Genomic DNA, 19,778 nt, shown 5'->3' on the forward strand with positions numbered 1-19,778 from the left:
CCGATTTTTAAAGAAAGCCAAATTAGAAGGTAGGTGCATAATGTCCAAGCTCAATGAAAAATTGACCAACGCATGGCAAGGTTTTAGTGCTGGCGACTGGCAGACTGAAGTTAATGTTCGTGACTTCATCCAGAAGAACTACACCCCGTATGAAGGTGACGAGTCCTTCCTGGCCGGTGCGACCAAAGCGACTTCTACGCTGTGGGATAAAGTAATGGAAGGCATCAAACTGGAAAACAGCACTCATGCTCCAGTTGATTTTGATACCGACGTTGCTGCAACCATCACCTCTCATGATGCGGGCTACATCAACAAGTCCCTCGAAACTATCGTGGGCCTGCAAACTGATGCACCATTGAAACGCGCCCTGATCCCGTTCGGCGGCATCAAGATGGTTGAAGGTTCATGTAAGGTTTATGGCCGTGAACTGGACCCAGCGCTGAAAAAAATCTTCACCGAATACCGTAAAACCCATAATCAGGGCGTATTCGATGTATATACCAAAGACATCCTGAACTGCCGTAAATCCGGTGTTCTGACCGGTCTGCCAGATGCTTATGGTCGTGGCCGTATCATCGGTGACTACCGTCGCATCGCGCTGTACGGTATTGATTTCCTGATGGCTGACAAATATAAGCAATTCCTGTCACTGCAAGATGATATGGAAAATGGCGTAAACCTGGAAATGACCATCCAGTTACGCGAAGAGATCTCAGAACAATACCGTGCCCTCGGCCAGATGAAGGAAATGGCGGCTAAATACGGCTGCGACATTTCTGCACCCGCTAATACCGCACAGGAAGCTGTTCAGTGGACTTACTTTGGCTACCTGGCTGCGGTGAAATCTCAGAACGGCGCTGCAATGTCATTCGGACGTGTATCTACCTTCCTTGATGCATTCATCGAACGTGATATCAAAGCTGGCAAACTGACTGAAGAAGCGGCTCAGGAACTGATTGACCACTTGGTTATGAAACTGCGTATGGTCCGTTTCCTGCGTACTCCTGAGTATGATGAGCTGTTCTCCGGTGACCCAATCTGGGCAACTGAATCTCTGGCAGGTATGGGCGTTGATGGCCGTACTTTGGTTACCAAAAACAGCTTCCGCTTCCTGAATACCCTGTACACCATGGGGCCTTCACCAGAGCCGAACATGACCATTCTGTGGTCAGAAAAACTGCCATTGAACTTCAAAAAATACGCAGCCAAAGTGTCTATCGATACCTCATCTGTTCAGTATGAAAACGATGACCTGATGCGTCCTGACTTCAACAATGATGACTACGCAATTGCTTGCTGCGTGAGCCCGATGATTGTTGGTAAACAAATGCAGTTCTTCGGCGCGCGTGCCAACCTGGCGAAAACCATGTTGTATGCAATCAACGGCGGCGTTGACGAAAAAATGAAAATCCAGATTGGCCCAAAAGAAGCGCCAATGATGGATACCGTGCTGGACTATGACAAAGTTATGGAACGCATGGATCACTTCATGGACTGGCTGGCTAAACAGTACGTCACTGCACTGAACGTCATTCACTATATGCACGATAAATACAGCTATGAAGCTGCGTTGATGGCGCTGCATGACCGTGATGTTTATCGCACTATGGCGTGCGGTATCGCAGGTCTGTCTGTTGCAGCTGACTCCCTGTCTGCTATCAAATATGCGAAAGTGAGCACCATTCGTGACGAAGACGGCCTGGCGGTTGACTTTAAAATCGAAGGTGAATACCCGCAATTCGGTAACAATGATTCACGCGTAGATGACATTGCCTGTGACCTGGTAGAACGTTTCATGAAGAAAATTCAGAAACTGCGAACCTACCGTGGCGCTGTGGCAACTCAGTCTGTTCTTACCATCACGTCTAACGTGGTTTACGGTAAGAAAACGGGTAACACCCCAGACGGCCGTCGTGCTGGCGCACCATTTGGCCCAGGCGCTAACCCAATGCACGGTCGTGACCAGAAAGGCGCCGTTGCCTCTCTGACTTCCGTTGCAAAACTTCCATTTGCTTATGCGAAAGACGGTATCTCTTACACTTTCTCCATCGTGCCAAACGCACTGGGTAAAGATGATGACATTCGTAAAGCTAACCTTGCGGGTCTGATGGATGGTTACTTCCATCACGAAGCGGATATCGAAGGCGGCCAGCACCTTAACGTCAACGTGATGAACCGTGAAATGCTGTTAGAAGCAATGGAAAACCCGGAAAAATACCCACAACTGACCATCCGTGTTTCTGGTTACGCAGTGCGTTTCAACTCGCTGACTAAAGAGCAACAGCAAGACGTAGTAACACGTACTTTCACCAAAACGCTGTAAGTACCTAAGCCCGCAGTAAACAGGCATAGAACTAAGGCTCCACACCTGTGGAGCCTTTATTTCATCTACGCGGGGCTATCAGATACTCTGTTTTGCCAGGCGTCTCCCGCTGGTGGATCTCTGGCACAGCAGTTCCGCAAAGCTGTTAGAATCAACCGTACTGTTTGTCTGTTATTATTAGCAGGTAATCACCAACGGATACCCAAAAGCGATTAAGGGGTCACGTTCAGTTTATCTCTGCCAGGCCAGCATCAGCGCATTTTAGACTGCAACTTATTGGTCAATATTGGAGAAAAACCCGTAATGTCAGTTCAAGGTCGTATCCACTCTTATGAGTCCTGTGGCACGGTAGATGGCCCGGGTATACGTTTTATTGTTTTCTTCCAGGGCTGCCTGATGCGTTGCATGTATTGTCATAATCGCGATACCTGGGATACGCACGGTGGTAAAGAGATCAATGTCGACGATTTAATGAAAGAAGTGGTGACTTATCGCCACTTTATGAATGCCTCTGGCGGCGGCGTTACTGCATCGGGTGGCGAAGCCATCTTGCAAGCTGAATTTGTGCGTGACTGGTTCCGCGCCTGTCAGAAAGAAGGGATTAACACCTGCCTCGATACCAACGGTTTTGTGCGCCGCTACGATCCGGTCATTGATGAATTACTTGATGTCACCGATCTGGTGATGCTTGATTTGAAACAGATGAACGACGATATCCATCAGAATCTGGTCGGCGTATCGAATCATCGTACCCTGGACTTTGCCCGATATCTGGCAAAACGGAATAAGCGCACCTGGATCCGCTATGTCGTAGTGCCTGGCTGGTCTGATGATGACAAATCAACGCATCTGCTGGGTGAGTTTACCAAAGATATGACTAACATCGAAAAAATCGAACTGCTGCCTTATCACGAACTGGGCAAGCATAAATGGACGGCAATGGGTGAAGAGTACGGTCTGGATGGTGTAAAACCGCCCACCAAAGAGATTATGGATCGCGTGAAAGGTATTCTTGAAGGTTACGGGCATAAAGTCATTTATTAATGAGTCCCGATAAAACATTTCACAATAAAAAACGCCCGGACAACGATGATTGTCGGGCGTTGTTTAGCAAATAGTCAGGACATTTTTCTCTAAAGTACGATCAGGCAGCTGCCACCGGATTTTGATGTTTGTCGGCCTTACGCAGCAGAACCACCAGGTAGGCCAGCGCTACCACGGCAATCATCACAAACAGCAGACGGTCGGAATAACTTTGCATCAGCATAGCCGTCATGGTCGGGCCCGCCAGACTGCCAATGGTGTAACTCATCAACAGTGCCTGATTCATCGCCACCAGCTCGTCAGGGTTGACTTTTTCACAGGCCCAGGACATCGCAACCGGATAGAGGGTGAAACCCGCACAACCCAGAATAAACAGCGTGGGTGCCATAGCATAACCACTGAGCATGGCGATGCTGCCAATAATCACCACAAAGACCTGCACACGCAGCACGATCAGCCGGCCATAACGGTCCGCAAGACGTCCGACCGGCCATTGGCCGATGATCCCAGAACTGACGAGTAATGCCATCCAGTAGCCCACGTTGGCATCACTCATACCCTGATGGTTCAGGAAAAGTGGCATCAAACCATACAGTGAACCCAGGATAATGCCAGATATCACACAACCGTTGATGCCCAGACGGGCGCTGCGACGTTTCAGCATCAACCATACTGTCATGTGTGGCTGCTCGCTATCCTGGTTGGTAATATGGGTCAAAAGCAACGGCAGCATGGCAATTACGATCAATGAGGTCACCCACGGCAGCACATTGAGCAACTCGGTTGAGACCATACCGAGCATCAGTTGACCAAAAACCGTTCCGATATAGTAAATGATCATGTAGGCCGCCATGAGCTGCCCCCGATTTTTAACCGTGCCGCTGCGCAGTAACGCACTCTCGACCACCACCCAAATTAACGCGCATCCCACGCCCGCAACAAAACGCCAGCCAATCCAGCTCCAGAATGTCATAGACAACGCCAGACCCGCGGTGGCGGTAGCAAAAACAATGCAGGAGAGATGATAGCTGCGGTTAAAGCCGATTCGTTTTATCAGCGCACCGGCAATCAGCGTACCCACCAGATTTCCGGAATAGTATGAAGAACTGACCAGACCAACCTGCCAGGTTGGCAGCATTTCGTGACTCAGCCAGAGAGGGACTAATGTGTTGAGAACGGCAATAGAAACCGTCAACAAAAGTAGCCCACATAGTAATAAAACTACCGGGCGAGAATAGGCGGACATAGGAAGTTGGCGACCAAAGATGCGAAGAAATTGGGCGCATCATGCCACCGGCGAATTAAAAGTCAATCAGGTGAAAACGGGGATAAGCACAAACTGCTGGCCGATGATTCAAATCACTCATCAATGGCGGTGGACAGTACTAGGGGTTTAATAATGATAAATCAATATCACCATGATAACAAACGAGTTTGCATTTTCCGCAACCGTTGCAACGGGTACTATCCACGACGGGTTGATTCTGTTGATTAAAAAATATTGCCGTGCGCGGACAGGCAATTTCGCACATTCGGCACAGGTCATCCAGCCGCCCCAGACAACCGGCAGAAATTGTCGGACGCAACCCAGTGTCCATAACCACCGAGACGTCTAATGCACCGGTAGCACAAGAATGTGTACAAGCTCCGCAAAAATCACACTCTGCATAATCAATGGCGAGTTCAGGTTTACCCTCTGCAACAGAAATGATGCCCATCGGGCAGGCTTCACGACAAGCTCCGCAATCATTACAAGCCTGCAAAAAAAGCGGTTCCGCAATAGCCTGAGGTGGGCGAGCAATCTGTCGCTGTAATAGGCTGGAGTCCTTTCCCTGCTGTACCGCACGTTGTCCTGATGTCAATAAGCCACGAAAAAGACCGCGGCGGCTCACCGTACGTGAACTCATCCATGCCCGATAATAGCCACTGTCGCGAGAATCACTCATTAGTGATACAACTCACGTTCAATTATTGGCAACGAGCACTGCTCTTGCCAGCCCGTCAAGGTGTGCTGAGCCAACTGCGCAATCGCCTGATAAAAAGGATGAACTGCGCGCTGCTCTAGTAATGCCAAATAACGCGAAGACCAGGGAAAGAGATGGATAACTAAAAACGCATCCAGCAAACCAGGGGAATGATCGGCCAGCCAGGCTGCCATCATTAACATCAAGCCGAAGTGATCCTCGGGTTCCGCTTGTGTCAGGTTCGGTTCAATATCGTTCTGGCGCATCCATTCGCGCAGTGCCAGAGTTGAATCGCCAAATAGCACACTTTCGCGATCCAGATATACCGATCCCCAGGGCGGTGCGGGTAAAGCATAAGGCCCGACAAACAGACGCTGAAAGGCTTCGTCCTCTGACTCACTATATCCTTGACTGCTCGCTAAGAGGGCTACGATCGGTTGCAGATTTTCTGGCTCGCCATAGGGCCAGTCCTGTTCCCAATCGCTGCTCTGCAACCAGTGGATAAGTGGCTGCCCTTGCTCTGAGCTTGGTGAGAAATACAAGAGCGAACCTAATATTTTACCGGTAGCGATGATGGCTTCTGCTGACATAATTCACTCATTTTGAAAGCGCGCATTGCCATTAAGCAATACGCGAAGGGAAGATTAACTGCCGATCGCCATACCCACGGTCATATGCAGACCATAGAAAACAGCACGGCCAATCAACTCGCCGGCAAACACCAGCACAAAGCCCAACGTAAGGGAAATCAATGCCGGATGTTTACGCAGGACCAGCGGGCAGATCCAGCAACCGAGTCCCAGCACTACCAGCACCAGGCGCCATAAAGACAATGCACCGTAATCCGGGATCAGAGCAGAGGCAGACTGAACCGAACTGTTGATCATCGCCAAACTGGTACTTTGCATCATCACCGCTGCGATGCTGGCCATCAGCGCCACAAGGCTGATTATCGGCAGCAGGCGTAATCTGCGCCCCTCGATATTTGCCATACGCAACAGCAGCGCACCGAGCAGCGGACCACCAATTAATACCGTCAGACCAAAACTCAGCGCGGTATAGGCGCTATCCCAGGTAGGCACCGTGTCGATTTGATACACACGGCACATGGCATAAATAAAGCCAACGCCTGCCAGCATAGTGATCACCAGCCAGATCTTACCCAACGTCTGAGGTATTTTGTTCAGTACGGCCAGCAGCCAATAAATACCGCCCAGCGCGAAGAACAAAGAGCCGCTGCCGATTTCGTTACTCAATGCCGAAGCCCCCAGACGATTCAGCGAGTTGAACGCTCTAAGTGGCGAACCGAGATGCAATACTGAAGCAATAAACGCCAGTCCCATCAGCACCCACAGGCAAAACATCGACAGGTGAATGCGTCGCGCCTCTTCCTGGGTACGTTTACCAAGTAAAGTCAGTGCTAAGACGATAAAACCGCCCACCACACATTGTCCTAATACGGTAAAGACCATCAAAGGCCATTCGTGCCATCCGTTTCCCATCTTAAACCTCCTTCGGGTTAGCAAGATATCCAGTGGTATCGCCTACAGGGCGGCAATTTGCATTGGGCTTGATGACAATACTCGGCTTGGTGAAGTGCGCAGCAGGCAGAGGTGCGACCTGCGCCAGCGTGCCATATTTAGCCCGCAACTCCTCAATAGGTGCCATATCCAACGCACGCAGCGGACAAGAGTCCACGCAAATGGGTTTTTTGCCCTCGGCCACGCGCTCATAGCAGCCATCGCACTTGGTCATGTGACCTTTTGCCTCATTATATTGCGGTGCGCCATACGGGCAGGCCATGTGGCAGTAACGACAACCGATGCAGATATCTTCGTTAACCACCACAAAACCGTCATCGCGTTTATGCATCGCGCCGCTCGGACAAACCTTGGTGCAAGCCGGATCTTCGCAATGGTTGCAGGCAATCGACAAATAGTAGGCAAAAACATTCTGATGCCAGCCATCGCCATCCTGCTGCCAGTCACCCCCGGCGTATTCGTAGATACGGCGGAAACTGACATCCGGCGTCAAATTTTTGAAATCTTTGCACGCCAGCTCACAGGTCTTACAACCGGTGCAGCGGCTCGAATCAATATAAAAACCGTATTGGGTTGTCATAATTTATTCCTTAAACCTTCGCCACTTGCACAAGGTTAGTATGAGAAGGATTACCTTTCGCCAGAGGAGAAGGCCGCTGAGAAGTCAGCACGTTAATGCTGCCCGCACGGTCAATTTTTTTACTGTCCGGCGAATACCAGGCACCCTCGCCCAGCGCCACCACACCAGGCATCATGCGCGGAGTGACTTTGGCGGCAATCTGAACTTCGCCGCGGTCATTGAAAATACGGATCATGTCCCCGTTGGAGATATTGCGGGTCGCTGCATCCAGCGGATTGATCCACATTTCCTGACGGCAGGATGCCTTCAATACGTCAACATTGCCGTAGGTAGAATGGGCGCGCGCTTTATAGTGGAAACCAGTCAACTGCAGTGGGAAACTACTGGCCAGCGGATCATCATAGTTTTCAAATCCGGCAGCGTAGATTGGCAACGGGTCAATGACGTCATCGGATTCTAATTGCCATGTAGAAGCGATTTCAGCTAAACCGGCAGAATAGATCTCAATTTTCCCCGATGCGGTTTTCAGCGGATTAGCCTTAGGATCCTGGCGGAAGGATTTATAGGCAACATGATGCCCTTCGGGATCACGCTGTTTGAAAATACCCTGCTGACGGAAGGTATCGAAGTCTGGTAATTCAGGGATAGCCTGCATCGATTGCTGATATAAATGACGCATCCACGCTTCCTGAGTGCGTCCTTCGGTAAAGCGCTGTTCTACCCCCATGCGCTTGGCAATCTCGCTGGTCATGGTGTAGATATTTTTGCATTCAAAACGCGGTTCGATAACCTGATCGGCAAAAATGACATAAGCCATGTTGCCTGCCGAAGCATCCAGACAGAAGTCCATCTGTTCTGAGGCGGTACAATCGGGCAAGACGATGTCGGCATATTTAGCTGACGAAGTCATGTGGTTGTCGATCACAACAATCATCTCGCACTGTTTGTCATCCTGTAGGATGTCATGAGTACGATTGATATCAGAATGCTGGTTAATCAGGCAATTACCTGCGTAGTTCCATATAAACTTGATAGGTACATCGAGTTTATCCTTACCACGTACGCCATCACGCGTGGCGGTCATTTCAGTCGCACGGACAATAGCGTCGGTCCACATAAACATTGAGATACTGGTCTCAACCGGATTTTCCAGGGTCGGCATACGCACAAACGGCAGCTCATAAGACCCTTCACGCGCGCCGGAGTTACCCCCATTAATACCTACGTTGCCGGTTAAGATCGCCAGCATAGCAATAGCGCGGGTGGCAATTTCACCGTTAGCATGGCGCTGCGGGCCCCAGCCTTGAGAAATATACGCGGGTTTGGCTTGTCCAATTTCGCGACCAAGCTTGACGATTTTATCGGCTGCAATACCGGTTATTTTTGCTGCCCACGCAGGGGTTTTAGCCGTAGCGTCGTCACCATCCCCCAAAATGTAGGCTTTATAATGGCCATTGATTGGCGCACCAGCAGGCATCGTTTTCTCGTCATAACCAACGCAATACTTGTCGAGGAAAGGCTGGTCGACGAGATTCTCGGTGATCATCACATAAGCCAATGCTGCAGCCAGAGCACCGTCAGTTCCGGGCCGGATTGGCAGCCACTCATCTTCACGTCCAGCACCGGTATCTGTATAACGCGGGTCGATGATAATCATCCGCGCATTAGATTTCTGACGTGCCTGTTCGACGTAATAGGTTACGCCACCGCCGCTCATGCGCGTTTCACCTGGGTTATTACCAAACAGCACCACTAACTTACTGTTTTCGATATCTGACGGGCTATTGCCATCAGCCCAGCCGCCATAGGTATAGTTCAGACCTGCAGCAATTTGTGCAGAGCTGTAGTCACCATAGTGATTGAGATACCCCCCGCAGCAATTCATCAGGCGGGCGATCAACGTAGAACCTGGTGGCCATGAGCGAGTCATGGTGCCACCAAGAGTACCGGTGCCATAATTGAGATAGATGGCCTCGTTGCCATATTGGCCGATGATCTTTTTCATGCTGCCAGCAATAGTGTCAAACGCTTCCTCCCAACTGATGCGTTTGAATTTTCCTTCACCACGCGCACCGACGCGCTTCATCGGATATTTAAGCCTGTCAGGGTTGTAAACCCGGCGACGCATCGAACGGCCACGCAGGCAGGCACGGACCTGATGCAGCCCTTCGTAGTTATCATCACCGGTATTGTCGGTTTCGACGTAGCGGATTTCACCATCAACGACATGCATTCTCAGCGGACAGCGGCTACCACAGTTGACGGTACAGGCACTCCATACCACTTTTTCGTTAGCTAATGGCTTACCGGCCGGCATTTCGGCGGCCTGAATCTTGCGAAATGGCAAAGAAACCCCGCCAGCTGCTGCCGCTAAACCAACCAAGGCAGAACTTTTCATCAACGTACGGCGGCTGATACCTTTGTCGCCTGTTGATTTCCCTTGTTTATGAATTGACATAACATGCTCCTAAATTCCCCTCGGACAAATGAATGGGGATCAAACATTGAGGTACTGCTTTTATGGGAAACGGATCAGATCGTCCGCGCCTCGTCTACATTTTTTCTATTTGAATTAAATTGGTGTGTTGCGGATTGCCTTTCGCCAGCGGAGATGCCCGCTGCGTAGTAAGCGTGTTCATACAGGCCCCATGGTCGACGCGATCTCCCTTCATATCGGCCTGATGCCAAGCTCCCTGCCCCATCGCCACGACGCCTGGCATGATCCTCGGTGTCACTTTGGCCGCGACACGAACTTCTCCACGCCCGTTGAATACTTTCACTTTATCGCCGTTTTCGATGCCACGGCTCTGTGCATCGAGCGGATTGATCCACACTTCCTGACGGCAGGCAGCTTGCAAAATATCGATGTTGCCGTAAGTAGAGTGTGTGCGGGCTTTATAGTGGAAACCGAACATCTGTAATGGATACTGGTGACGTAATGGGTCATCCCAGCCTTCGAAGGTCGATGCGTACACGGGCAACGGGCTGATGATTTCGTCTTTTTCCAGCTCCCACTGAGAAGCTATTTCAGCCAGCGCGGCAGAATAAATCTCGATTTTACCCGACGGCGTTTTCAGCGGGTTAGCTTGCGGATCTTGGCGGAATTTTTTGTAGGCAATAAAATGCCCGTCTGGATCTTTGCGTTTGTAGATACCCATCTTACGCAGTTCTTCATATGCCGGAAGCGCCGGATCTTTGATCAGCATTTTGGCGTATAAGTACTGTAACCATTCCCGCTGGGTGCGGTTTTCAGTGAACTTCTGATAAACGTCTGGCCCGAGACGGCGGGCAACTTCGCTCATCGTTTCGTAGATACCTTTACGTTCGAATTTAGCTGTGGTCGCTGGCTGAATAAAAATCAAATAACCCATATTCCCGGCATAATCATTGGGAATAATGTCTTCTTGCTCGATAGTCATCAGGTCTGGCAGCAGAATATCGGCATATTTCGCCGAGGAGGTCATGAAGTTTTCCAGCACCACGATCATCTCGCACTGAGAGTCATCCTGCAGAATGTCATGAGTGCGATTAATATCAGAGTGCTGGTTGGTGATGGTGTTACCGGCATAATTCCAGATGAACTTAATCGGTACATCCAATTTATCTTTGCCGCGTACACCATCTTTTTTCGCGGTCATTTCACGGCCACGAGCAATCGCGTCGGTCCAACTGAAACAAGAGATCTGCGTTTTCACCGGGTTAGTGAGTACAGGCATACGTTCAATAGTGATGGTGTAAGTCGATTCACGCGCCCCGCTGTTGCCGCCGCTGACACCGACATTCCCGGTGAGGATTGGCAGCATGGCGATCGCCCGCGATGTCAGCTCACCATTGGCCTGACGCTGAGGCCCCCAACCCTGAGAAATATAGGCAGGTTTTGACTGACCAATTTCACGGGCCAATTTGATGATGCGGTCAACTGGAATACCAGTGATGCCCGATGCCCACTGTGGCGTTTTGACGGTGGCATCGTCACCTTGCCCGAGGATATAAGCTTTGTAGTGGCCGTTAGCCGGTGCCCCGACAGGCTGTGTTTTTTCGTCATAACCGATGCAGTAGGTATCAAGGAAAGCCTGATCCACCAGATTCTCGGTGATTAAGACATGCGCGAGGCCAGCGACCAGCGCAGCGTCGGTGCCGGGCCGGATTGGGATCCACTCATCTTCACGACCTGCAGCCGTGTCGGTATAACGCGGATCAATCACAATCAAGCGGGCATTCGAGTGTTCACGAGCCTGCTCGAGGTAGTAAGTGATGCCGCCGCCACTCATGCGGGTTTCTGCCGGGTTATTCCCAAACAGTACCACCAGTTTGCTGTTTTCAATGTCGGAGGTACTGTTGCCATCGTTGCTGCCATAAGTGTAAGGCATGGCGCAACTTATTTGTGCGGTGCTATAAGTGCCGTAGTGGCTGAGGAAACCGCCGTAGCAGTTCATCAGACGGGCAACTAGCGAGGCATAAGGTGAAGATCGGGTAATATTGCCGCCCACCACGCCCGAGGTATAGTTGATATAAACCGCTTCATTGCCATATTTGTCGACGATGCGTTTGAGATTATTGGCAATCTCGTCGAATGCCTCTTCCCAACTGATGCGTTTGAATTTACCTTCGCCACGTTTGCCTACCCGTTTCATCGGATAGTTAAGCCGTTCAGGATGATTCATGCGGCGGCGGATGGAACGCCCCCGCAGACAGGCGCGAACCTGATGGTGACCGTATTCGTCATGCCCGGTGTTGTCCGTCTCAACCCAATAGACTTCATTATCACGAACGTGTAAACGCAGGGCACACCGACTGCCGCAGTTAACAGAGCAGGCTCCCCAGACCACACTGTCTTCACTGATCTTCGTCTCAGGTGATAACGTATCAGCCATGACCTTACGGCTGAAAGGCAGAAAAATGCTGCCTGCTGCAGTTGCTAAACCGACCAAGGCAGAACTTTTCATCAATGTACGGCGGCTGACGCCTGTCATTCCGGCAGAGGATGATATTTTCTTTTCTGACATGTTCTGGCTCCGCTAATCAACCTGATCACCCGGCGTTCCTAAAAGGCCAACACAGCAGCGAGTTATCGTTAAGTTGAGTGGGCCAGAAAAGCGATATTAAGAGAAAGTCGCAAGATACCCACTCAGATAGAGTGGATATTACTCATTAAGGGTTAGATAACTTTGTTTACTATCAAAGAAGGAGGGATTGAACCAGAGCAAACAGTAGATCCATCGTACAGATCGCGATTTTACCCATAAAAAAAGCGCCCGCAGGCGCCCTATCGCTATATTATAAAATACATAGCGCTTTTAGCCGATATATTCTAAACCACGCATATAAGGTCGCAGCACTGCTGGAACCTCAATCCGCCCATCGGCCAACTGATAGTTTTCCAGCACGGCAACCAAAGTACGGCCTACCGCTAAACCGGAACCGTTCAGAGTATGAACCAGACGCGGTTTTTTCTCGGCTTTACTGCGGCAGCGTGCCTGCATACGACGCGCCTGAAAATCCCACATATTTGAGCATGAAGAGATTTCACGATAGGTATTCTGCGCTGGCAACCAGACTTCCAAATCGTAGGTTTTAGCGGAGCCAAAGCCCATGTCGCCGGTGCACAGCAACATTTTTCGGTATGGCAGATTCAATAACTGGAGCACTTTCTCGGCATGGCCGGTCAGTTCTTCCAGTGCCTGCATGGAATCTTCAGGGCAAACAATCTGTACCATCTCGACTTTGTCGAACTGGTGCATACGGATCAAGCCACGGGTATCGCGACCATATGAACCGGCTTCAGAACGGAAGCATGGCGTATGGGCGGTCATTTTCAGTGGCAAAGACTCTTCTTCAAGAATTTCGTCACGCACTAGGTTGGTTAGCGGAACTTCTGCGGTCGGGATCAACGCATAATTACTGCTTTCGGCTTCTTCATCCAGTGGCTTGGTATGGAACAAGTCTTCACCAAATTTCGGCAACTGGCCGGTACCGTACAGCGAATCATGATTAACCAGATACGGCACGTAGGCTTCAAGATAGCCGTGCTGTTCGGTGTGCAAGTCCAGCATGAACTGTGACAAAGCACGATGCATACGTGCAACCTGCCCTTTCATCACGACGAAACGTGAACCGGTCAGTTTGACGGCGGCGGCAAAGTCCAAACCACCGGACATTTCACCCAGTGATACATGATCGCGCACGTCGAAATCATACTGACGGGGCGTACCCCAACGGCTGACTTCCTGATTATCATTTTCGTCTTTACCGGCAGGCACGGAATCGTCCGGCAAATTAGGCATAGCCAAAGCTATGTTGCGAATTTCATTTTGCAACGCATCCAGCTCAGCCTTAGCGGCGTCCAGTTTCTCACCCAGCGTATTCACTTCCTGACGCAGAGGTTCGATGTCTTCGCCACGCGCTTTAGCCTGACCAATAGATTTCGATCGAGCGTTGCGGTCAGCCTGGAGAGTTTCCGTTTCTACCTGCAAGACTTTACGACGTTCTTCCTGAGAACGCAGCGTTTCTACATCGAGTTTAAAGCCTCTGCGAGCAAGTTTTTCTGCAACTGCGTCTAGCTCATTGCGCAGTAAATTGGGATCGAGCATGCTAATCCTGTACGTGTCGTTTTGATTATGAATTAGATGAAGCATGCCGCCTGAACAGGCGGCATGTCAAAGAGTTACCAGAAGTCACCTTACCGCAAGAGCAAAATTAGCGGTAGCGTTTTGTCGGGCTATTTTGATCTTGTTCAGTCAGCCATGCCAACTTTTCGCCGATCTTGCCTTCCAGCCCGCGAGATGATGGATAATAGTACTGAGTTTTCGCCATTTGCGGTGGGAAATAGTTCTCACCTGCGGCATAGGCGTTGGGTTCATCATGGGCATAACGGTATTCCGCACCCAGCCCCATCTCTTTCATCAGCTTGGTTGGAGCGTTGCGCAAATGCTCGGGCACGTCGTGATCCGCTTGTTCACGGGCATCCCTCATCGCAGCTTTGAACGCGGTGTACACCGCATTACTTTTCGGTGCGCAGGCCAGATAAACGATCGCTTGCGCAATAGCCCGCTCGCCTTCGGCTGGGCCAACACGTGTAAAACAATCCCAGGCAGAAATGGCAACTTGCATAGCGCGGGGATCGGCATTCCCTACGTCTTCTGAGGCAATCGCCAGCAAACGGCGGGCAACATACAGCGGGTCGCCACCCGCCGTAATAATGCGTGCATACCAGTAAAGTGCCGCATCCGGCGAGGAGCCACGCACGGATTTATGCAGTGCTGAGATCAGATCGTAATAACGATCGCCTTTGTTATCAAAGCGCGCACTGCGTTCACCTGAGATCTCTTTCAACAACTCAGGGGTTAATGTGCGAACGCCTTTGGCATCAACTTCAGCCATGTCGGCCATCATTTCGATGCTGTTTAAAGCGCGGCGGGCATCGCCATTGACCAGTTCGGAAAGCATACGGCGGGTTTCAACCGGGACCACGATCTTTTGGTCGGCGTAACCTCGTTCTTTATTGCTCAACGCTTGGTCGATCACCTTCTCAATATCTTCTGACGTCAGGGACTTAAGTAAATAGACCCGGGCACGGGAAAGCAGTGCGGAGTTAAGTTCGAAAGAGGGGTTTTCTGTGGTGGCACCAATAAAAGTGATGGTGCCATCTTCTATGTGCGGCAGGAAAGCATCCTGCTGGCTTTTGTTGAACCGATGCACCTCATCCACAAACAATATGGTACGCCTGCCCGCATCACGGTTTTGCCGTGCACGCTCAATGGCTTCGCGGATCTCTTTAATCCCTGAGGTTACAGCCGAGATGCGTTCAACATCAGCGCTGGCGTAACGTCCAATCAATTCTGCCAGCGTCGTTTTACCCGTTCCCGGTGGTCCCCAGAGGATCATCGAATGCAGTTGCCCCGCTTCTATTGCGCGAGGCAGCGGTTTACCCGGCGCCAGCAGATGTTGCTGACCAATATACTCTGCAAGAGCCACTGGCCGCATTCTTGCGGCCAGTGGCTGGAACTCATTGTGGGAAAAATCGAGTGACAGATTACTCAAAGGGACCTCACTGGCGCTGGTCGTCCACCGTCACACCTTTCGGCGGTGTAAATTTGAATTTGGCATCATCAACCGACGTATTTTGCTGGCCTTTCAGGCTATATGCGCTTTTCTGACCATCTTGCTCCACCGCAGTAAAGCTCTTGATGGTGCCGGTTGGCGTAACGTTAATCGCGAACTGTTTCAGATTACCGGCTGCCGTTTTCGGCGTTAATTCGAAATCATCGCCTTTCTGTTTGATGTTGTATTTTGACCAGTCACTGCTGTCGTTGCGGGTGATCAGCATAAATGGCGTGTTGCCGGTGGCATTTTTCAGCCAGGTTGCAGTAACTTGTTCGACAAACGGGTTATAGAACCACAGGGTTTTTCCGTCAGATACCAAAATACTTTCATCCGGTGACGTCATATGCCAGTTGAATAAATTCGGGCGTTTGACCCACAGCTCGCCTTCGCCCTGCTGAACAGCCGCACCGTCATCACTGGTGACAGTTTGGGTAAAACTGGCATGGAATGTATTGAGTTTGCCCAGACGGCTTTTAAGGTCACTACTGGCATCGGCTAATACCGAGGCGGAAGTAAATGCAGTCAGTAAACAACCTACTATTAACAATTTTTTCATTCTTATAGTTACCTCAGAAATCTCTTGCGACTACGACGTTGTCCTGCGCACGTGGCGAAAGACGCATGTTGCGAACTCTAGCCGAGGCTGATGCACAAAGGTAGCTCATTCGTCTGAAAAGCTTGCGGTTTACGCTTCTTTGCACAGAGGGCCGCAACAGCGGCCCTCAATGACTCTCTGGCCTTGCTGACCTTTATTCGTGAGAAGGTGGAGCTAACACTTCGCGGTTACCGTTATGGCCCGGCACACTGACAATGCCCTGCGCTTCCATCTGCTCAACGATACGCGCCGCACGGTTGTAACCGATACGGAACTGACGCTGAACACCTGATATTGAAGCACGACGCTTATCCACCACGAAAGCTACAGCCTGATCAAACAGGGCATCCAGCTCTTCTTCGCTGTCGAGACCCAGACCACCGCCTTCACCCTCTTCACCACCCGAGATGATACTTTCAATGTATTTTGGACGACCGCGAGCTTTCCAATCCTGAACAACCGCATGCACTTCCTGATCGCGGACAAACGCGCCGTGAACACGCACAGGGATCGAGGAGTTAGGTGCCATATACAGCATGTCCCCCATTCCCAGCAAGGATTCGGCGCCGCCCTGATCAAGAATGGTGCGTGAGTCAATCTTGCTTGAAACCGTAAACGCAATACGTGTTGGGATGTTGGCTTTGATCAGGCCGGTGATAACATCCACTGACGGACGCTGGGTTGCCAGCACCAGATGAATACCCGCCGCACGCGCTTTCTGTGCCAGACGTGCAATCAACTCTTCAACTTTTTTACCCACCGTCATCATCAGGTCGGCAAACTCGTCCACTAGCACCACAATAAAGGGCTCTTTTCCGAGGAACGGCGGCTCAGCGGCCATACCGTCACCCGGTTTCCAGAATGGATCAGGAATCGGACGCCCCATGGCTTCGGCCTGCTCCACTCGCTCGTTGTAACCTGCAAGGTTACGCACACCCAGTGCAGACATCAGCTTGTAGCGACGTTCCATTTCACCGACACACCAGCGCAGCGCATTGGCCGCATCTTTCATATCGGTGACTACTTCAGTCAGCAAATGTGGAATGCCTTCATAGACGGACAACTCGAGCATTTTCGGGTCGATCATGATGAAGCGCACTTCTTCCGGCGTGGCTTTATAAAGCATGCTAAGGATCATGGCATTTACACCGACGGACTTACCGGAACCGGTCGTACCGGCCACCAGTAAATGCGGCATTTTCGCAAGGTCAGCAATAACAGGCTCACCGGAGATATCTTTACCCAGCACAATGGTCAGTGGTGAAGGGCTGTCTTTGAATTTCGGACAATCCAGCACTTCCCGTAGATACACGGTCTGACGTTTCTTATTGGGTAATTCCAGCCCCACATAAGGCTTACCCGGTATAACCTCGACGATGCGGACCGCCACAGCGGACAAAGATCGAGCCAGGTCGCGTGAAAGGTTGGAAATACGTGCTGCTTTAACGCCAGGTGCCAGATCGAGTTCAAAACGGGTGATCACGGGACCAGGCTGGCGGCCCACAACGTCCGCTTTAATACGGTAATCGTTGAGACGAGCTTCGATTAAATTGCCCATCTGTTCCAGGGCAAACTCATCGACCGGCTCAGACTCAACCGGCGGAGACGTCAGCAAATCCAGTGAAGGTAACGGCGTGGTTGGTTTGACCAGCGGTTGTTCATTACGCATCAGGAACGGGTGGATCAGGCTGTCCATATTCGGCCGAACAACCTGCGTCTGCTGTGGCGCTTCGTACTGCTCAATAGCTTCAACCGGTGCATGAGAAGGACGGTGTGCGGACTGGCCGAAAGTCGGGATCTCAGGCTCATCCTCTTTCTGTGGTGACAGTGTAAACATCGGTTCCGAAGGCGTGTCATCCACCAAATCCGCCATCGGCGAGAAGGTGAATGCATCATGCGTACTGATGTTCATTGCCGCAGCGGCCAGAGCCTCAGAAGCTGACTGAACCGGTGCAGGTGAGAATACTCGCTCTTGATAAGGCACTGAGTCCATTGGCTCCTGCGACTCCTGCTGATAGCGGTTCTGCTCGCGGGCAGAGAAAGCCTGACGCAGGGCAGCCTCCTGCAGTGCAGCGTCTTCATCCTGCTCAGTGTCTGGGAGTTCTTCGCTGTAACGCTGGCTTTGCTGTTGGGCAAACTGTTGACTCAGTGCCGCTTCCTGCAGCGCCTGATCGTCTTCGCTATCCGTTGCCGAAGAAGCCTGTACAGTCACCTGTTCCTGCTGTTCTGCCATTCGCTGGGAAGGCAATTTGATACCATAAGACGCCAGTTCGCGGCGCGTAGGGATACGCACTGGATTAGGACGAGGTAATTCAGGTCCGACCCCTTTTTTGATTTGAGAATTACCCTCACTGACGGCGCTAAACGCTGGCATGAAGGTATTGGTTGCTGATGAGGTCGATTGTCCGGCCTGCGCCAGCCCGGTCGCCAGTGCCGCAGTAGCGGCAACGCTGCTCACATCGCTGCTGTCGCGCTGCGCGGTGCTGAAATCAAACGGAGAGCGCTCAGAGATCGGATCAACATTCGCACCCCAGTTACCCAGTCGCGGCTCATCCTTGTCATACTCTGAATGTGGCGCAGGTTGCTGTGGAGCAGGTGTTTCTTGTGGGATTTCAAAACTGTATAACGGTGGCGGTGGCGCGATATTCGCGTCCGGCGCAGGAATATGTACCGCCGCTGAGGATGGACTGACTTCTGCCAGGACTTGCTCAGCGGAAGTGACGCCTGCTGGCGACTGCGTATTCTCATTCACAGGGTCATGAACAGATGGCACCGATAACAACACATCATCATCTTCTTCCGCGCCCAAAGCAGTATTAACGGCTAATGCGGAAGTGCTGGTTGCCACAGCGCGTGCGGCATCTGAAGGCACATAGTCACTATCAAGAAGCGGATCATCATGTACATCATTAAGGTCGTGTTCATGGCGGTCGTCATAATCTTCATCGTCATCACGGCGCGAGCGGTTGGTCATAAAGGTGGTAACACCCAGCACCACTCCGCCAATTTTCTCTGCAATCGTCAGCCAGGACCAGCCGGTAAACAGCGTTAAGCCTGCGGCCCATATGCAAAGAAGCGCCATCGTTGCACCGACGTTGTTAAACCACGGCGTCATGGCCGTAGCCAACAAACTGCCGATCACACCACCGGAGGCGAAGTAATAGAGGTCATCAATGTTAAACGATGCTAACCCACAAGACGTGAGTATGAGCGCCAGCGTCCCGATGAGGCGCAGCGACAAAGAGAAGTAATCGACATGATCCTGATTATTTCGCTGACTAAATGCAGCCCAACACAGGCTAAGCATGATCGGTGGAATAGCATAAGCCAGTACGCCAAAAACGAAGAATAAGGTGTCGGCCATCCAGGCCCCAACTCCCCCACCCCAATTATGGATAGGCCCATGCCATGCGGTCTGCGACCAGCTTGGATCTGACGGATTAAAACTCACCAATGCCGCGATAAGGTAAACGGCGAAAACGGCTACCACAACCAGCACAGCCTCCAATACACGGCGGCTACTGCTGAGTTTCTTCAAGGTAACGTCTTTATCTTCTGTATATTCCTGGCTCAAGAAAGGCTCTCCAGGTTCCTGTGGGCTGAAAAAACAATAGCGCCGAGAACGGGC

The 19,778-nt window shown here is 51.2% G+C and carries 13 protein-coding genes; 2 read left to right on the forward strand and 11 right to left on the reverse strand.

Translation table 11 applies throughout. The features are described from left to right. The first annotated feature begins 40 nt into the window (after positions 1 to 40). Both pflB and pflA read left to right on the forward strand, forming a co-directional pair. Entirely contained in the window at positions 41 to 2,323 is a 2,283-nt protein-coding gene (gene pflB, locus ACMV8I_RS08020; RefSeq protein WP_498864630.1) for a formate C-acetyltransferase, read from the forward strand. Between the two features lie 303 nt (positions 2,324 to 2,626). After that, positions 2,627 to 3,367: a pyruvate formate lyase 1-activating protein gene (pflA, locus tag ACMV8I_RS08025; protein WP_498864631.1), complete on the forward strand. Its 741-nt coding sequence runs from the start codon at positions 2,627 to 2,629 to the stop codon at positions 3,365 to 3,367. 100 nt (positions 3,368 to 3,467) lie between these two features. Here pflA and ACMV8I_RS08030 read toward each other — a convergent pair whose 3' ends face one another. The 11 genes from ACMV8I_RS08030 to ACMV8I_RS08080 all read right to left on the reverse strand — a co-directional run bounded on the left by ACMV8I_RS08030 (position 3,468) and on the right by ACMV8I_RS08080 (position 19,724). Beyond that, entirely contained in the window at positions 3,468 to 4,613 is a 1,146-nt protein-coding gene (locus ACMV8I_RS08030; RefSeq protein WP_498864632.1) for an MFS transporter, read from the reverse strand. A gap of 139 nt (positions 4,614 to 4,752) precedes the next feature. Beyond that, positions 4,753 to 5,313: a ferredoxin-type protein NapF gene (gene napF, locus ACMV8I_RS08035; RefSeq protein WP_498864633.1), complete on the reverse strand. Its 561-nt coding sequence runs from the start codon at positions 5,311 to 5,313 to the stop codon at positions 4,753 to 4,755. Then, entirely contained in the window at positions 5,313 to 5,921 is a 609-nt protein-coding gene (gene dmsD / locus ACMV8I_RS08040) for a Tat proofreading chaperone DmsD (protein ID WP_498864634.1), read from the reverse strand. Before dmsD ends, napF begins: the two co-directional genes overlap by 1 nt. A 54-nt stretch (positions 5,922 to 5,975) precedes the next feature. After that, entirely contained in the window at positions 5,976 to 6,833 is an 858-nt protein-coding gene (locus ACMV8I_RS08045) for a DmsC/YnfH family molybdoenzyme membrane anchor subunit (protein ID WP_498864635.1), read from the reverse strand. A gap of 1 nt (position 6,834) precedes the next feature. Continuing rightward, a complete protein-coding gene (locus ACMV8I_RS08050) occupies positions 6,835 to 7,452 on the reverse strand; it encodes a DMSO/selenate family reductase complex B subunit (RefSeq protein ID WP_498864636.1) in 618 nt (205 codons plus the stop codon). Between the two features lie 10 nt (positions 7,453 to 7,462). Then, positions 7,463 to 9,910, reverse strand: a complete 2,448-nt coding sequence (gene dmsA / locus ACMV8I_RS08055) for a dimethylsulfoxide reductase subunit A (RefSeq protein ID WP_498864637.1) — start codon at positions 9,908 to 9,910, stop codon at positions 7,463 to 7,465. A gap of 94 nt (positions 9,911 to 10,004) precedes the next feature. Beyond that, a complete protein-coding gene (ynfE, locus tag ACMV8I_RS08060) occupies positions 10,005 to 12,425 on the reverse strand; it encodes a selenate/tellurate reductase subunit YnfE (RefSeq protein ID WP_498864757.1) in 2,421 nt (806 codons plus the stop codon). A 324-nt stretch (positions 12,426 to 12,749) separates the two neighbouring features. Then, positions 12,750 to 14,042, reverse strand: a complete 1,293-nt coding sequence (gene serS, locus ACMV8I_RS08065) for a serine--tRNA ligase (RefSeq protein WP_498864638.1) — start codon at positions 14,040 to 14,042, stop codon at positions 12,750 to 12,752. A 106-nt stretch (positions 14,043 to 14,148) separates the two neighbouring features. After that, positions 14,149 to 15,492 (reverse strand): replication-associated recombination protein A, encoded by a 1,344-nt coding sequence (locus ACMV8I_RS08070; RefSeq protein WP_498864639.1) that lies wholly within the window; start codon positions 15,490 to 15,492, stop codon positions 14,149 to 14,151. Positions 15,493 to 15,499: 7 nt separating this feature from the next. Beyond that, on the reverse strand, positions 15,500 to 16,111 hold the full coding sequence (lolA, locus tag ACMV8I_RS08075) for an outer membrane lipoprotein periplasmic chaperone LolA (RefSeq protein WP_498864640.1): 612 nt from the start codon (positions 16,109 to 16,111) through the stop codon (positions 15,500 to 15,502). A 193-nt stretch (positions 16,112 to 16,304) separates the two neighbouring features. Beyond that, positions 16,305 to 19,724, reverse strand: coding sequence for a DNA translocase FtsK 4TM domain-containing protein (locus ACMV8I_RS08080; RefSeq protein ID WP_498864641.1), 3,420 nt, complete (start codon positions 19,722 to 19,724; stop codon positions 16,305 to 16,307). Positions 19,725 to 19,778 lie beyond the last annotated feature (54 nt).

The organism is Ewingella sp. S1.OA.A_B6 (assembly GCF_049889095.1).
Lineage (GTDB): Bacteria > Pseudomonadota > Gammaproteobacteria > Enterobacterales > Enterobacteriaceae > Ewingella.

Excerpts from the sequence above, each read along its gene's own strand:
- lolA (WP_498864640.1), bottom strand. The coding sequence starts at position 16,111 with ATGAAAAAATTGTTAATAGTAGGTTGTTTACTGACTGCATTTACTTCC.
- ynfE (WP_498864757.1), bottom strand. The coding sequence starts at position 12,425 with ATGACAGGCGTCAGCCGCCGTACATTGATGAAAAGTTCTGCCTTGGTC.
- pflB (WP_498864630.1), top strand. The coding sequence starts at position 41 with ATGTCCAAGCTCAATGAAAAATTGACCAACGCATGGCAAGGTTTTAGT.
- ACMV8I_RS08050 (WP_498864636.1), bottom strand. The coding sequence starts at position 7,452 with ATGACAACCCAATACGGTTTTTATATTGATTCGAGCCGCTGCACCGGT.
- ACMV8I_RS08030 (WP_498864632.1), bottom strand. The coding sequence starts at position 4,613 with ATGTCCGCCTATTCTCGCCCGGTAGTTTTATTACTATGTGGGCTACTT.
- serS (WP_498864638.1), bottom strand. The coding sequence starts at position 14,042 with ATGCTCGATCCCAATTTACTGCGCAATGAGCTAGACGCAGTTGCAGAA.
- ACMV8I_RS08045 (WP_498864635.1), bottom strand. The coding sequence starts at position 6,833 with ATGGGAAACGGATGGCACGAATGGCCTTTGATGGTCTTTACCGTATTA.
- pflA (WP_498864631.1), top strand. The coding sequence starts at position 2,627 with ATGTCAGTTCAAGGTCGTATCCACTCTTATGAGTCCTGTGGCACGGTA.
- dmsD (WP_498864634.1), bottom strand. The coding sequence starts at position 5,921 with ATGTCAGCAGAAGCCATCATCGCTACCGGTAAAATATTAGGTTCGCTC.
- napF (WP_498864633.1), bottom strand. The coding sequence starts at position 5,313 with ATGAGTGATTCTCGCGACAGTGGCTATTATCGGGCATGGATGAGTTCA.
- dmsA (WP_498864637.1), bottom strand. The coding sequence starts at position 9,910 with ATGTCAATTCATAAACAAGGGAAATCAACAGGCGACAAAGGTATCAGC.